General features: G+C 64.0%; 13 protein-coding genes. 8 read left to right on the forward strand and 5 right to left on the reverse strand.

What is annotated here, in order from left to right; translation table 11 throughout:
- Window positions 1-5: 5 nt before the first annotated feature.
- From betC to WM94_RS00435, 3 genes are all read left to right on the forward strand, one after another.
- A complete protein-coding gene (gene betC / locus WM94_RS00425; RefSeq protein ID WP_061550189.1) occupies window positions 6-1,523 on the forward strand; it encodes a choline-sulfatase in 1,518 nt (505 codons plus the stop codon).
- A gap of 14 nt (window positions 1,524-1,537) precedes the next feature.
- Window positions 1,538-2,467, forward strand: coding sequence for a choline ABC transporter substrate-binding protein (choX, locus tag WM94_RS00430; RefSeq protein ID WP_013970274.1), 930 nt, complete (start codon window positions 1,538-1,540; stop codon window positions 2,465-2,467).
- Window positions 2,468-2,553: 86 nt separating this feature from the next.
- Window positions 2,554-4,119: a SulP family inorganic anion transporter gene (locus tag WM94_RS00435; RefSeq protein WP_061550190.1), complete on the forward strand. Its 1,566-nt coding sequence runs from the start codon at window positions 2,554-2,556 to the stop codon at window positions 4,117-4,119.
- Between the two features lie 139 nt (window positions 4,120-4,258).
- On the opposite strand, the gene aroE is transcribed toward WM94_RS00435, so the two are convergent.
- Both aroE and hemF read right to left on the reverse strand, forming a co-directional pair.
- The gene (gene aroE / locus WM94_RS00440; RefSeq protein ID WP_013970272.1) at window positions 4,259-5,083 is read right to left on the reverse strand and encodes a shikimate dehydrogenase; all 825 of its coding nucleotides are present in this window, start codon (window positions 5,081-5,083) and stop codon (window positions 4,259-4,261) included.
- A 25-nt stretch (window positions 5,084-5,108) separates the two neighbouring features.
- Window positions 5,109-6,020, reverse strand: coding sequence for an oxygen-dependent coproporphyrinogen oxidase (gene hemF, locus WM94_RS00445; protein WP_013970271.1), 912 nt, complete (start codon window positions 6,018-6,020; stop codon window positions 5,109-5,111).
- 134 nt (window positions 6,021-6,154) lie between these two features.
- On the opposite strand from hemF, the gene WM94_RS00450 reads away from it, so the two are divergent.
- Window positions 6,155-7,132 (forward strand): NADPH:quinone reductase, encoded by a 978-nt coding sequence (locus tag WM94_RS00450; protein WP_061550191.1) that lies wholly within the window; start codon window positions 6,155-6,157, stop codon window positions 7,130-7,132.
- Between the two features lie 278 nt (window positions 7,133-7,410).
- On the opposite strand, the gene WM94_RS00455 is transcribed toward WM94_RS00450, so the two are convergent.
- The 3 genes from WM94_RS00455 to dprA all read right to left on the reverse strand — a co-directional run bounded on the left by WM94_RS00455 (window position 7,411) and on the right by dprA (window position 9,860).
- The gene (locus WM94_RS00455; RefSeq protein ID WP_177342339.1) at window positions 7,411-7,719 is read right to left on the reverse strand and encodes a hypothetical protein; all 309 of its coding nucleotides are present in this window, start codon (window positions 7,717-7,719) and stop codon (window positions 7,411-7,413) included.
- 443 nt (window positions 7,720-8,162) lie between these two features.
- A complete protein-coding gene (locus WM94_RS00460) occupies window positions 8,163-8,720 on the reverse strand; it encodes an L-threonylcarbamoyladenylate synthase (protein ID WP_024087945.1) in 558 nt (185 codons plus the stop codon).
- 42 nt (window positions 8,721-8,762) lie between these two features.
- The gene (dprA, locus tag WM94_RS00465) at window positions 8,763-9,860 is read right to left on the reverse strand and encodes a DNA-processing protein DprA (RefSeq protein ID WP_061550192.1); all 1,098 of its coding nucleotides are present in this window, start codon (window positions 9,858-9,860) and stop codon (window positions 8,763-8,765) included.
- Between the two features lie 207 nt (window positions 9,861-10,067).
- Here dprA and def point away from each other — a divergent pair, with 207 nt between their 5' ends.
- The 4 genes from def to trkA are packed head-to-tail and all read left to right on the forward strand — an operon-like array spanning window position 10,068 to window position 14,271.
- Entirely contained in the window at window positions 10,068-10,574 is a 507-nt protein-coding gene (def, locus tag WM94_RS00470; protein WP_003260000.1) for a peptide deformylase, read from the forward strand.
- Between the two features lie 60 nt (window positions 10,575-10,634).
- On the forward strand, window positions 10,635-11,567 hold the full coding sequence (fmt, locus tag WM94_RS00475; protein ID WP_061550193.1) for a methionyl-tRNA formyltransferase: 933 nt from the start codon (window positions 10,635-10,637) through the stop codon (window positions 11,565-11,567).
- Window positions 11,564-12,874: a 16S rRNA (cytosine(967)-C(5))-methyltransferase RsmB gene (rsmB, locus tag WM94_RS00480; RefSeq protein WP_061550194.1), complete on the forward strand. Its 1,311-nt coding sequence runs from the start codon at window positions 11,564-11,566 to the stop codon at window positions 12,872-12,874. Before fmt ends, rsmB begins: the two co-directional genes overlap by 4 nt.
- 23 nt (window positions 12,875-12,897) lie before the next feature.
- Entirely contained in the window at window positions 12,898-14,271 is a 1,374-nt protein-coding gene (trkA, locus tag WM94_RS00485; protein WP_013970264.1) for a Trk system potassium transporter TrkA, read from the forward strand.
- Window positions 14,272-14,277 lie beyond the last annotated feature (6 nt).

Consider the following 14,277-nt stretch of genomic DNA (forward strand, 5'->3'; position numbering starts at 1 on the left):
CCACCATGACGCGCCCGAATATCCTGTTCATCATGGCCGACCAGATGGCCGCGCCCTTGCTGCCGATCTACGTCTCTTCGCCGATCCAGATGCCGCACCTGAGCCGCCTTGCCGAACAGGCGGTGGTGTTCGACTCGGCTTACTGCAACAGCCCGTTGTGCGCGCCGTCGCGCTTCACCCTGGTCAGCGGCCAGTTGCCCAGTCGCATCGGCGCCTACGACAACGCCGCCGACTTCCCTGCCGATGTACCGACCTATTCCCATTACCTGCGCCGTCTGGGTTACCGCACCGCGCTGTCGGGCAAGATGCACTTCTGCGGGCCGGACCAACTGCATGGCTACGAAGAACGCCTGACCAGCGATATCTACCCGGCCGACTACGGCTGGGCGGTGAACTGGGATGAGCCCGACGTGCGCCCGACCTGGTATCACAACATGTCCTCGGTACTGCAGGCCGGCCCGTGCGTGCGCACCAACCAGCTGGATTTCGACGAGGAAGTGGTGTTCAAGGCGCGTCAGTACCTGTACGACCATGTACGCGAAAACGATGGCCGGCCGTTCTGCCTGACCGTGTCGATGACCCACCCGCACGACCCCTACACCATCCCCCGGCGCTATTGGGATCGCTACGAGGGTGTGGATATCCCCATGCCCCGCGCCGAATTCGACCAGGCAGAACTCGACCCGCACTCGCAACGCCTGCTGAAGGTCTACGACCTGTGGAACAAGCCGCTGCCTGTGGACAAGATCCGTGACGCCCGCCGTGCCTACTTCGGCGCCTGCAGCTATATCGACGACAACATCGGCCTGCTGCTGCAGACCCTGGAGGAATGCAACCTGGCTGACGACACCCTGATCGTGTTCTCCGGCGACCACGGTGACATGCTCGGCGAGCGCGGCCTCTGGTACAAGATGCACTGGTTCGAGATGTCGGCGCGGGTGCCTCTGCTGGTGCACGCGCCGAAGCGCTTCGCACCAGCTCGGGTCAGCGCCTCGGTGTCTACCTGCGACCTACTGCCGACTCTGGTCGAGCTGGCTGGCGGCGCTGTGGATAACCACCTGCACCTGGATGGCCGCTCGCTGGTCGGCCACCTGCAAGGGCAGGGCGGCCATGACGAAGTGATCGGCGAATACATGGCCGAAGGCACCGTCGGCCCGCTGATGATGATCCGCCGGGGGCCGTACAAGTTCGTGTACAGCGAAGACGACCCATGCCTACTCTATGACCTGAGCCGCGACCCGCACGAGCGGGAGAACCTCACCCGCAGCCCGGAACACCAGGCGCTGCTGCAGGCATTTGTCGATGAAGCACAGCAGCGTTGGGATATTCCCAGCCTGCGCCAGCAGGTTCTTGCCAGCCAGCGGCGCCGCCGCCTGGTGGCCGAGGCGCTGGCCGTCGGCAAGCTGAAAAGCTGGGACCACCAACCGCTGGTGGACGCCAGCCAACAGTACATGCGCAACCACATCGATCTCGACGACCTCGAGCGCAAGGCACGTTATCCACAGCCCGCCCCCCTGGATTGAGAAGAGAGGCCGCCATGCACAAGTTCTCCGCCGCCGTGTTCGCCCTGGCCCTGAGCCTGGGTACCGCCACGGCCCACGCCGCCGACAGCGACGCGCAATGCACCACCGTGAAGATGGCCGACCCCGGCTGGAGCGACATCGCAACGACCAACGCCTTGGCCCGCCTGCTTCTGGAAAGCCTGGGTTACCAGGTGAAAATCGACAGCCTGGCCGTGCCGATCATCTACGGCGGCCTCAAGGATGGCCGCGTCGATGCCTTCCTCGGCAACTGGATGCCGGCGCAGCAGGGCTTTCATGACAAGTTCATCGCCAATGGCGATGTGCAACAGCTTTCGCGCAACCTGGAAGGAACCGAGTTCACCTTGGCAGTGCCCGACTATGTGTGGAATGCCGGGGTGAAGGATTTCGCCGACTTGCAGAAACACGCCGACCAGTTCGACAAGAAGCTGTACGGGATCGGTTCCGGGGCACCGGCCAACCTGTCGTTGAAGGAAATCATCGACAAGAATGAGTTCAACCTCGGCCAGTGGAAACTGGTGGAGTCCAGCGAGCAGGCGATGCTGGCACAGGTCGACCGGGCGGTGAAGAAACAACAGTTCATCACCTTCCTCGGCTGGACCCCGCACCCGATGAACGTGAAGCTGAAGATGCATTACCTGAGCGGCGGGGAGAAGTGGTTTGGCAGCAAGGGCGAGGTGTATACCCTGACCCGTAAGGGTTATCCACAAGCCTGCCCGAATGCGGCCAAGCTGCTGGGTAACCTGAAGTTCACGCTGGACATGGAAAACACCATCATGGCCGAAGTTGTGGACAAGAAGATCAGCTTCGATGATGCGGCCAAGGCTTGGTTGAAGGCGCACCCCGAGTTGCTGGAAGGGTGGTTGGCCGGGGTGACGACCAAGGCCGATGGCAATGCGCTGGAGGCCGTCAAAGCCAAACTGTAACCTCACAAGCAAAACCTCTATCCCTGTGGGAGCGGGCATGCCCGCTCCCACAGGGTTGGCGAAACAGTAAGGAATGTGGATAACCCATGCATCGCCTCACTCACCTGCTGCCCTTCCTCTCATGGCTCCCCCGCCAATCGGGCCGCAGCCTGCGCCAGGACCTGCTGGTGGGCCTGAGCGGTGCAATCCTCGCCCTGCCGCAATCCATCGCCTATGCCCTGATCGCCGGCCTGCCGGCCGAATACGGGCTGTACGCCGCCATCGCGCCAGTGCTGATCGCCTGCCTGTGGGGCTCTTCCTGGCACCTGATCTGCGGCCCGACCGCTGCCATCTCCATCGTCCTCTACGCCAGCATCAGCCCGCTGGCCGTTGCCGGCAGCGCCGACTATGTCACCCTGGTGCTGCTGCTGACGTTCCTCGGCGGCATCTTTCAGTTACTGCTGGGGCTTTTGCGCTTCGGCGCACTGGTCAATTTCGTCTCCCATTCCGTGGTGCTCGGCTTCACCCTGGGCGCCGCTGTCGTCATTGCCCTGGGCCAGTTGCCCAACCTGCTGGGCATGGACCTGCCAAGCCAGGCCACGGCGCTGAAGACCGTGCAGGACCTGGCCAGCCATGCCGGCGAGGTCGACCTGCCTTCCTTGATTCTGGGCCTGGCCACAGTGGTGATCGGCGTAGGCTTCAAGCTCTGGCGCCCGCGCTGGCCCAGCCTGTTGATAAGCCTGATTTTGGTAAGCCTGCTGGCCTGGCTGCTGCCCGGGTTCTTTGGCCATGTGCCGCGTGTGCCGGCATTCACCGGCCAGCTACCACCCTTCAGCCCGCTGCCGTTGCTGGATGTGGAACTGATCCTGCGCCTGCTGCCCAGCGCTGTGGCAGTGGGCATGCTCGGGCTGGTCACCAGCCTGTCAATTGCCCGCTCATTGTCGGCACGTTCGGAGCAGTTGATCGACGCAGACCAGGAAATACGCGCACAAGGCCTGTCGAACATCGTTGGTGCATTTTTCTCCGGTTACCTGTCTTCCGGCTCCTTCACCCGTTCCGGGCTGAGCTACGACGCCGGCGCCCGCTCGCCCATGGCCGGGGTATTCTCGGCGCTGTGGGTGGCCGTGTTCGCCGTTGCCGGAGCTGGGCTGATCGCGCACCTGCCGATTCCGGCCATGGCCGGCAGCATCCTGCTGATCTGCTGGGGGTTGGTGGACCACCGGGGGATTCGTGCGCTGTTCCGGGTCAGCCGCTCGGAGTTTCTGGTAATGGCGCTGACGGCGGCAGCGACCTTGTTGCTGGAGCTGCAGACGGCGATCTATGCCGGAGTGCTGGCGTCGCTGTTCTTCTATCTGAAGCGCACCTCGCGGCCACGGGTGCAGCAGAGCCGTGAAGGGGAAGCAGATGTGCTGCGGGTGGGCGGGTCGATCTTCTTTGGCGCGGCGCATTACCTGCAGGTGCGCTTGCAGCGCTGCCAGGGGCCGCATGTTGTTATCGATGCGCGGCAGGTGAACTTCATCGATTACTCGGGTGTGGATATGTTGCACCGCGAGGCGCGGCGGTTGCGGCGGGCAGGGGGGAGTCTGACCCTGCACCGGGCCAGGCCGCAGGTGATCGAGGAGTTGCAGAAGCTGGAAGGGGTGGAGTTGTGCCCAATCCGGTTTGAGGAGTGAGGCTGAGATATGGGGGCTGCTTTGCAGCCCATCGCAGGCAAGCCAGCTCCTACAGGGATATCAGAAGGCCTGAGGCCGGCGCTGTCCCTGTAGGAGCTGGCTTGCCTGCGATGGGACCGCAAAGCGGTCCCCGACAATCTCAGCCGCGAGCCAGCTGCCGGCGCAACTCAGCCAACACTGGCGCCGTATCCGGCCGCACCCCACGCCAGATAAAGAACGCCTCAGCCGCCTGCTCAGCCAGCATCCCCAGCCCATCCAGCACCTTGGCCGCCCCCAGCTTCTCGGCCCACTGGCAAAACGGCGTAGGCTCCTTGCCATACATCATGTCGTAGCAAACCGTGCGCCCCGCCTCGACCAGGCTGTCGGCGATCGGCGGCAACTCACCGGCCAGGCTCGCCGAGGTGGCATTGATGATCACATCCACCGGTTCCTGCAACCAGGCAAATCCGCTGGCTACCACCGGCCCCAGCTCATCGAACTCACGCGCCAGTTGCTCGGCCTTTTCCACGGTACGGTTGGCAATCACCAACGACTGCGGCTTGTGCGCCAGGATCGGCTCCAGCACGCCACGCACCGCGCCACCAGCACCCAGGATCAGAATGCGTTTGCCTGCCAGCTCGACCCCGGCATTCACCGTCAGGTCGCGCACCAGGCCAGCGCCATCGGTGTTGTCGCCCTGCAGGCTGCCATCGGCCAGCTTGCTCAGCGTGTTCACTGCGCCAGCGCGCCGGGCACGCGGGGTCAGGCTGTCGCACAGGCGGTAGGCCTCTTCCTTGAACGGCACGGTGACGTTGCCGCCGCGGCCTTGCTTGAAGAAGCCGCGCGCGCAGTCGCTGAACTCGTCCAGCGGCGCCAGCAGGGTGGCGTATTCAAGGTCCTGGCCGGTCTGTTCGGCGAACAGGCGATGGATCAGCGGCGACTTGCTGTGGCCGATGGGGTTACCAAAAACGACGTACTGGTCCATGACGGCTCCTAGGTTATCCACAGGCTTACTGGCCGAGCCAGTCGCGGTCCTGCAGGAAGTACTCGGTCAGGCGTGCTTCTTCGCTGCCGGGCGCGGCCTTCCAGTCGTAGCCCCAGCGCACCTGCGGCGGCAGCGACATGAGGATGGACTCGGTGCGGCCGCCGGACTGCAGGCCGAACAAGGTGCCACGGTCGTAGACCAGGTTGAACTCCACGTAGCGGCCACGGCGGTATTCCTGGAACTCACGCTGCTGCGGGGTGTAGGGCGTGCCCTTGCGGCGCTGGACGATCGGCAGGTAGGCGTTGACGTAGGCGTCGCCAATGGCGCGGATGAAGGCGAAGCAGGTGTCGAAGTCCCACTCGTTCAGGTCATCGAAGAACAACCCACCAATGCCGCGTGGCTCGCCACGGTGCTTGAGGTGGAAGTAGCGGTCGCACCAGGCCTTGTAGCGCGGGTACACGTCGGCGCCGAACGGCGCGCAGGCCTGCTCGGCCACACGGTGCCAGTGGATGCAGTCTTCTTCATTGCCGTAGTACGGAGTCAGGTCGAAGCCGCCGCCGAACCACCAGACAGCCTCTTCACCTTCCTTTTCGGCGATGAAGAAGCGCACGTTGGCGTGGGAGGTGGGCACATGCGGGTTGTGCGGGTGGATCACCAGCGACACGCCCAAGGCCTCGAAGCCACGGCCCGCCAGCTCGGGGCGGTGGGCACTGGCCGACGGCGGCAGACCGGCGCCGAACACGTGGGAGAAGTTGACCCCCCCTTTCTCGATCACCTTGCCATCGCCGATCACCCGCGTGCGGCCCCCGCCACCGGCTTCGCGCACCCATGCGTCCTCGACGAAGCGGGCGCCGCCGTCTTCAGCTTCGAGGGCAGAGCAGATGCGGTCTTGCAGGTCGAGCAGGTAGGCTTTCACGGCCTCGGTGCGGCTAGTCATCGGGTCACCAGGAACGGGCAGGGAAGAATTCGCCGCGTAGCATACCACCCCCAGCCCGCGCGCCGCAGTTGACGGCGATCAAGCAAAGGCGTCCGATAGAAGGTCTTTCCCGACCCATACGACAGGAGTGCGAGATGGCCAAGCGTATCCAGTTCAGCCAGCATGGCGGCCCGGAAGTGCTGCAGTTTGTGGAATTCGAACCAGCCCCGCCAGGGCCACAGCAGGTGCGTGTACGTAACCATGCGATCGGCCTGAACTTCATCGATACCTACTTCCGCAGCGGTCTGTATGCACCGCCATCCCTGCCTTCAGGGCTGGGCACTGAAGCGGCTGGCGTGGTCGAGGCCGTGGGCGAGGGTGTGACCCGGCTGAAAGTGGGTGACCGCGTGGCCCATGCCGGCGGCCCGTTGGGCGCGTATAGCGAGGTGCATACGCTGCCGGAAGCCAACTTGGTGAAGCTGCCCGACAACATCAGCTTCGAGCAGGCAGCGGCGGTGATGCTCAAGGGTTTGACCGTGCAGTACCTGCTGAAGCAGACCTATGAGGTGAAGGCAGGTGACGTGATCCTGTTCCACGCAGCAGCTGGCGGCGTGGGTTCGTTGGCGTGCCAGTGGGCCAAGGCCTTGGGCGCCAAGCTGATCGGGACCGTGAGCTCTGCCGAGAAGGCCAAGCGGGCCAAGGCGCTGGGGGCGTGGGCGACCATCGATTACAGCCGTGAAGACGTGGCCAAGCGGGTGCTGGAGCTGACCGACGGCAAGAAATGCCCGGTGGTGTATGACGGTGTGGGTGCCGACACCTGGCTGACCTCGCTGGACTGCCTGCAGCCGCGCGGGTTGATGGTGAGCTTTGGCAATGCCTCGGGGGCGGTGAGCGGGGTGAACCTGGGGATTCTGGCGCAGAAAGGGTCGCTGTATGTGACCCGTCCGACGTTGGCGACCTATGCCAACAATGCCGAGAATACCCAGGCCATGGCCGATGACCTGTTTGCGATGATCGGCAGTGGTAAACTGGTTGTGGATATCCAACAGCGGTACCCGCTGAGTGAGGCGGCCAAGGCACAGGCGGAGCTGTCGGCTCGGCGGACTGTGGGTTCCACAATTCTGCTTCCTTGAGTTCACTCCCACAGGCACTGCACCGATCTTAAGTGCAGTGCCATCCCTGTGGGAGCGGGCATGCCCGCGAAGCAAGCACCGCGGTGCATGGCACCGGCTACGCCGGTGTTCGCGGGCGCGCCCGCTCCTACAGGTACTTCACCAGTCTTGAATACAGCGCTATCCCTGTGGGAGCGGGTTTACCCGCGAAGAAGACACCGCAGTGGATGGCACCGGCTGCGCCGGTGTTCGCGGGTGAACCCGCTCCCACAGGTACTGCGTCGGCCTTGAACAGGGCGCTATGCCTGTGGAGGACGGGTGGTTGGTATCGACTCGATACCATCGAGAATCGCCTCCACCAATCCCTCCGCCAATTCAATGGAATGCAGGCTCGACCAATACATGCCACGGCCTCCTTCGCGCAGGTACTCGAGGGCTTTCGAGCCCGTTTCGTAGGCGCCTCGCAGATACAGAGCTACATGAACCAAGGCGTCCTCGGCGGAAATGTTCGGGTTTACGGTGAACAGCGGTTCGTGGCCGGCATCGCAGCGGCCGAAGGGGCGGGTGGATGTGCAGGGTAGGGGTGGATCGGGGACAATCCTCTTCATCACTAGATCTCGCTTCATGGCACCACCCAGTCGTTACCACACGAATAGGTGGCAGCTGTACGCAGGGTGGTAAACCGGGTGGGAGATCTAAAACCCAGCAGGCACGAAGCCTCCTGCGAACAGCCGCCATGGACTGCCAAGATCACCCAGAACCCGGGTTACCACACCCGATCGCCAAGTTATTCGGCGACGGCTGAAGACTAAGGGCAGAGGTTCCCACTGAGAAGGTGATGGCAGGGGACGCGGCTCGTAGGATATTTCTCAATCCTCAAACCGGACAGCCATTCGGGACAAAATCAGAAAAATCTGGGGGGGCTTGGCCCTGACCTGTGGGAGCGGGCATGCCCGCGAATACGGGCGAAGCCCGTGCCAGGCACCGCGTTGGATTCTTCGCGGGCTCGCCCGCTCCCACAGGAGGTCCCGGCCAGGCCTGTGGATATGTGTCAGCCCGGACGAACGACTTCGCCAGTCACCAGGTCACGAATCACACTCGGGTTCTTCCTTCCACCCAACGCCCCACCCAGCACCAGATCCAGCTGACCATGGAAGTACTGCTCCACCCGCAACCGGGTCTTCGCCGCCGGGCGCCCGCCCGGATTGCACGAGGTGGAAATCAACGGCCCCACCAACGCACACAGCTCACGTACCACCGGGTGGTCACTGACCCGCAGTGCCACGGTGTCATGTTGCCCGGTAACCCATTCGGGCAACAGGTCCTGGTGCGGCACCAGCCAGGTGTTCGGCCCCGGCCAGGTGCTGCCCATGCGGTCGATCCAGTCTTCGGGGAAGTCCTCGAACAAGAAGTCGAACTGGCGGATGTTGTCGGCTACCAGGATCAGGCCTTTATCCACAGGCCGCGACTTCAGCGCCAGCAGGCGATACACCGCGTCCTCGTTCCACGGGTCGCAGCCCAGGCCCCAGACCGCTTCCGTCGGGTAGGCGATCACTGCACCCGCCCGGATCTCACGTGCGGCTTGTTGCACACGAAAACTGCTCACCATTTCTGTTACTCCGCCTATATACCTTGCTTGTGAGCAGTGTACTTAGCCCGCGCGGGCAAACCAACGCCCGGCTTCATTGCTGACCCGGCCTTCCAGCTCCAGTTCGGTCAGCTGCGCCAGCACGTCGGCAAGCGGCAGCTCGCTGCAGTGGGCCAAGCTTTCACTGGTCTGTGGCGCGGCATGCAGCAGGGCAAGCAGTGGATGGTCAAATTTATCCTCAACCGCAGGTGGCAGGTTCTGCCAACCCTGCAGGCTTTCCAGTATCTGCTCCACGCTCTCCACCAGCAGCGCGCCGTCACGGATCAACTGGTGGCAGCCCTTGGCCCCAGGATGGTGAATGGATCCCGGTATGGCATACACCTCGCGGCCTTGCTCGGCAGCCAGGCGTGCGGTGATCAGCGAACCACTGGCCAGGCTTGCCTCGACCACCAGCACGCCCAGCGACAGGCCACTGATGATGCGATTGCGCCGCGGGAAGTTGCCAGGTAGCGGCCCAGCGTCCAGCGGGTACTCGGAAACCAGCGCGCTACCGTTGTCGATCATCGCTTGCGCAAGCGAAGTGTGGCGCTGTGGATAAAGTTTTTGCAACCCCGTACCGAGCACGCCAATCGTGCTCCCGCCAGCCTGCATTGCGGCCCGATGAGCGGCACCGTCGATGCCCACGGCCAAGCCGCTGGTAATGGTGAAACCGGCCTGCGCCAAGTAGCGGGAAAATGCCGCAGCGGTGTCGAGCGCCGGTGGTGAAGCACGCCTGCTGCCCACAATTGCCAGTTGTGGGCGCTCGAGCAAGGCCGGGTCTCCAGCTACGAAAAGCAGTGGAGGGGCATCGTCGATTTCCGCCAATAGTGGCGGGTAGCCAGGGCCGTCCCACATCAGCAAATGCTGGCCCTGACGCTCTAGCCAGGCCATTGCGGCCAGTGCACCCTCACGAACTTCGGCACTGCGCCGGGCATCGATGGTGGCCTGGGGTATGCCCAATGCGCGCCAGGCGCCAGCCGGTGCGCACAGTGCCGACGAGGCACTGCCAAAGGCCTCCAGCAAGCTGTTAAAGCGACGCAATCCCGTTTCCGGCAGCCGGTGCAGGCGTAATCTCGCCTCCAGTTCGGCAGGCGGAAGAGGCGACGAATGGTAGGTCTGCATGGGGATCATCCTTGATCGAATCGGGGCCATCGACGTGGCACAAACTGTGGATAACTTTGTTGATAACGCTTTGACAACCTGTCCATCGAATGGGCAATAAGCTGGCCTTGAAAACCCTAGACGAGCTTTCACAGGTGCTGAAATCCCCGTTTCCCTTTATTATGTGTGCTCAGTTTTCAACCGAACGCACAGTGACTGCCTGACCTTATGGCCATCTTGAACATTCTCGAATTCCCGGACCCGCGCCTGCGCACCATCGCCAAGCCGGTGACGGTGTTCGACGACGCCCTGCGTCAGCTGATCGACGACATGTTTGAAACCATGTACGAAGCCCCTGGCATCGGCCTCGCCGCTACTCAGGTCAACGTGCACCAGCAGGTCGTGGTCATGGACCTCAGTGAAGACCGCAGCGAGCCGCGCGTCTTCATCAACCCCACGGTCGAAGAGCTGACCCACGACATGGGCCAGTACCAGGAAGGCTGCCTGTCGGTACCTGGCTTCTACGAGAACGTCGACCGCCCGCTGCGTGTGCGGGTCAAGGCCCAGGACCGCGACGGCAAGCCTTACGAGCTGGAGTGCGAAGGCCTGCTGGCGGTGTGCGTGCAGCATGAATTCGATCACCTCAACGGCAAGCTGTTCGTCGACTACCTGTCGCAGCTCAAGCGCGACCGGATCAAGAAGAAGCTGGAAAAGCAGCACCGCCAGCAAGCCTGATCCCCACCTTCCAGAAGGCTTGCTCCGGCAAGCCTTTTTCTTTTTTGAAGCGAGAACTCCATGCGCATCGTCTTTGCAGGCACTCCAGAGTTTGCCGCCGAACACCTCAAGGCCCTGCTCGACAGACCGTACGAGATCGTGGCCGTCTACACCCAGCCCGACCGCCCCGCTGGCCGTGGCCAGAAGCTGATGCCGAGCCCGGTCAAGCAACTGGCTGTGGCCCATGACATCCCGGTGTTCCAGCCGCCGACCCTGCGCAACCCCGAAGCCCAGGCCGAACTGGCTGCGCTGAAGCCGGACCTGATGGTGGTGGTCGCCTATGGCCTGATCCTGCCGCAGGTGGTGCTGGATATCCCGCGCCTGGGCTGCATCAACAGCCATGCCTCCCTGCTGCCACGCTGGCGCGGTGCCGCACCGATCCAGCGCGCCGTGGAAGCCGGCGACGCCGAGAGCGGTGTGACCGTGATGCGTATGGAAGCGGGCCTGGACACCGGCCCGATGCTGCTCAAGGTGGTCACCCCGATCAGCGCCGAAGACACCGGCGGCAGCCTGCACGACCGCTTGGCCGAGATGGGCCCGCCCGCAGTCGTCCAGGCCATCGCCGGCCTGGCCGATGGTTCGCTGCACGGTGAAGTGCAGGACGATGCCCTGGCCACCTACGCGCACAAGCTGAACAAGGACGAAGCGCGCATCGACTGGAGCCGCCCGGCCGTCGAGCTGGAACGCCTGATCCGTGCCTTCAACCCATGGCCGGTGTGCCACAGCACCCTCGATGGCGAAAGCGTGAAAGTGCTGGGCGCCAACTTGACCACAGCGACAGGCACCCCGGGTGAGATCCTCTCCGCCAGCAAGGACGGCCTGGTTGTCGCCTGCGGTGACCAGGCACTGAGCCTGACCCGCCTGCAACTGCCCGGCGGCAAGGCACTGAACTTCAGCGACCTGTTCAACAGCCGTCGTGAGAAATTCGCCAGCGGCAAGGTGCTGGGCCAATGAACCCACGCCTCGCCGCCGCCCGTGCCCTTGCCGCTGTACTCAGTGGCAAGGCCTCGCTGAACAGTTCGCTGCCAGCGCAACTGGACAAGGTCGATGAGCGCGACCGCGGCCTGACCCAGGACCTGGCGTTCGGTACCGCACGCTGGCAGCCACGCCTGGACCTGCTGGCGGCGCAGCTGCTGCAGAAGCCGTTCAAGGCCGCCGATGCCGATGTGCAGGCGTTGCTGCTGGTCGGCCTGTACCAGCTGTTCTACAGCCGTATCCCGGCCCACGCGGCCATTGGCGAGACCGTTGGCTGTGCCGACAAGCTGAAGAAGCCGTGGGCCAAGGGCCTGCTCAATGCCGTGCTGCGCCGCGCCCAACGCGAAGGCGAAGAATTGCTGGCCGGCATGGAGCGCGACCCGGTGGTACGCACTGCCCACCCGCGCTGGCTGCAGAAGTCGCTCAAGGCCTTCTGGCCGGAGCAGTGGGAGGCCATCTGCGCCGCCAACAACGCCCACCCGCCGATGATCCTGCGGGTCAACCGTCGCCACCACAGCCGCGATGCCTACCTGGCACTGCTGGCCGAGGCAGGTGTTGGCGCCAGCGCCTGCCAGTACAGCCGTGACGGTATCGTGTTGGCCGAAGCCTGCGACGTGCGCGGCCTACCAGGCTTTGCCGAAGGCTGGGTGAGCGTGCAGGACGAAGCCGCGCAGCTGTCCGCCGACCTGCTGGAACTGGCCCCCGGCCAGCGCGTGCTCGACGCCTGCTGTGCACCGGGTGGCAAGACCTGCCACCTGCTGGAAGCCGAAACCGGCCTGGCCCACGTGGTGGCCATCGACCTCGAAGCCAAGCGCCTGACCCGCGTGCGCGAGAACCTCGACCGCCTGCAACTGGACGCCGAGCTGATCGCCTGCGATGCCCGCGACACCGCCAGCTGGTGGGACGGCAAGCCGTTCCAGCGCATTCTGCTCGATGCCCCCTGTTCGGCCACCGGCGTGATCCGCCGCCACCCTGACATCAAGCTGACCCGTCAGGCCGACGACATCCCGGCCCTGGCCACGCTGCAAGGTGAGCTGCTCGATGCCCTGTGGCCGACCCTGGAAGTGGGCGGCATGCTGCTATACGCCACCTGCTCCAGCCTGCCGACCGAGAACACCGAAGTGATCGATGCCTTCCTTGCCCGCACCCCGGGCGCCCGTGAGCTGGACCTGGCCACCGAAGCCGGCCTGCGCCAGCCCCACGGCCGCCAGTTGTTGGCACAGGAAGGCGGCCACGACGGTTTCTACTATGCCAAGCTGATCAAGATCGCCGCCTCGCGCGGATAAAAACAAAAGGTAGGGAGTAGCGGATGAAGATCATCATCCTCGGCGCAGGACAGGTAGGCGGTACGCTGGCGGAGCACCTGGCCAGCGAAGCCAACGACATCACCGTGGTCGACACTGACGGCGACCGCCTGCGCGACCTGGGCGACCGCCTGGACATCCGCACCGTGCAAGGCCGCGGCTCGCTGCCTACGGTGCTGCGCCAGGCCGGTGCCGACGACGCCGACATGCTGGTGGCGGTAACCAACAGCGACGAAACCAACATGGTCGCCTGCCAGGTGGCCTATTCGCTTTTCCACACCCCGACCAAGATTGCCCGGGTGCGCGAGTCGGCCTACCTGACCCGCGAAGAGCTGTTCGACAACGACCATATCCCGGTCGACGTACTGATCAGCCCCGAGCAGGTGGTGACCAACTACATCAAGCGCCTGATCGAGCACCCAGGCTCGCTGCAGGTGATCGACTTCGCAGAAGGCAAGGCCCAGCTGGTGGCAGTGAAGGCGTACTACGGTGGCCCGCTGGTAGGCCAGCAACTGCGCCAGATCCGCGCGCACATGCCCAACGTCGACACCCGCGTGGCGGCCATCTTCCGCCGCGACCGCCCGATCACCCCGCGGGGCGACACGGTGATCGAAGCAGACGACGAAGTGTTCTTCATCGCCGCGAAGAAGGACATCCGCGCGGTGATGGGTGAGCTGCGCCGTATCGACGAAACCAACAAGCGTGTGGTCATCGCCGGTGGCGGGCAAATCGGCGAACGCCTGGCCGAGGCCATCGAAAGCCGCTACCAGGTGAAGATCATCGAGATGAGTCCGGCCCGTTGCCGACACCTCTCCGACACCCTGGAAAGCACCGTGGTGCTGCAGGGCAGCGCCTCGGACAAGGACCTGATGCTGGAGGAGAACATCGCCGACGCCGACATCTTCCTGGCCCTGACCAACGACGACGAGGCCAACATCATGTCGTCGCTGCTGGCCAAGCGCCTGGGTGCGCGCAAGGTGATGACCATCATCAACAACCCGGCCTATGTCGACCTGGTGCAGGGTGGCGACATCGACATCGCCATCAGCCCGCAGCTGGCCACCATCGGCACCTTGCTGGCGCACGTGCGCCGGGGCGACATCGTCAGCGTGCACTCGCTGCGCCGTGGCGCGGCAGAGGCGATCGAAGCGGTGGCGCACGGGGATTCGAAGTCGAGCAAGGTGGTCGGCAAGGCGATCGAAGACATTGCCCTGCCGCCGGGCACTACCATCGGCGCGATCATTCGTGACGAAGAGGTGATGATTGCCCACGACGACACCATGATCGAATCGGGCGACCATGTGATCCTGTTCGTTGTGGATAAAAAGCATATTCGGGATGTGGAGAAGCTGTTCCACGTCGGCTTGAGTTTCTTCTAGGAGCAC

The organism is Pseudomonas sp. ABFPK, from assembly GCF_001586765.1.
Lineage (GTDB): Bacteria > Pseudomonadota > Gammaproteobacteria > Pseudomonadales > Pseudomonadaceae > Aquipseudomonas > Aquipseudomonas asiatica.

Coding starts and splice junctions, on each gene's coding strand:
- betC (WP_061550189.1), top strand. CDS start 6: ATGACGCGCCCGAATATCCTGTTCATCATGGCCGACCAGATGGCCGCG.
- choX (WP_013970274.1), top strand. CDS start 1,538: ATGCACAAGTTCTCCGCCGCCGTGTTCGCCCTGGCCCTGAGCCTGGGT.
- WM94_RS00435 (WP_061550190.1), top strand. CDS start 2,554: ATGCATCGCCTCACTCACCTGCTGCCCTTCCTCTCATGGCTCCCCCGC.
- aroE (WP_013970272.1), bottom strand. CDS start 5,083: ATGGACCAGTACGTCGTTTTTGGTAACCCCATCGGCCACAGCAAGTCG.
- hemF (WP_013970271.1), bottom strand. CDS start 6,020: ATGACTAGCCGCACCGAGGCCGTGAAAGCCTACCTGCTCGACCTGCAA.
- WM94_RS00450 (WP_061550191.1), top strand. CDS start 6,155: ATGGCCAAGCGTATCCAGTTCAGCCAGCATGGCGGCCCGGAAGTGCTG.
- WM94_RS00455 (WP_177342339.1), bottom strand. CDS start 7,719: ATGAAGAGGATTGTCCCCGATCCACCCCTACCCTGCACATCCACCCGC.
- WM94_RS00460 (WP_024087945.1), bottom strand. CDS start 8,720: ATGGTGAGCAGTTTTCGTGTGCAACAAGCCGCACGTGAGATCCGGGCG.
- dprA (WP_061550192.1), bottom strand. CDS start 9,860: ATGCAGACCTACCATTCGTCGCCTCTTCCGCCTGCCGAACTGGAGGCG.
- def (WP_003260000.1), top strand. CDS start 10,068: ATGGCCATCTTGAACATTCTCGAATTCCCGGACCCGCGCCTGCGCACC.
- fmt (WP_061550193.1), top strand. CDS start 10,635: ATGCGCATCGTCTTTGCAGGCACTCCAGAGTTTGCCGCCGAACACCTC.
- rsmB (WP_061550194.1), top strand. CDS start 11,564: ATGAACCCACGCCTCGCCGCCGCCCGTGCCCTTGCCGCTGTACTCAGT.
- trkA (WP_013970264.1), top strand. CDS start 12,898: ATGAAGATCATCATCCTCGGCGCAGGACAGGTAGGCGGTACGCTGGCG.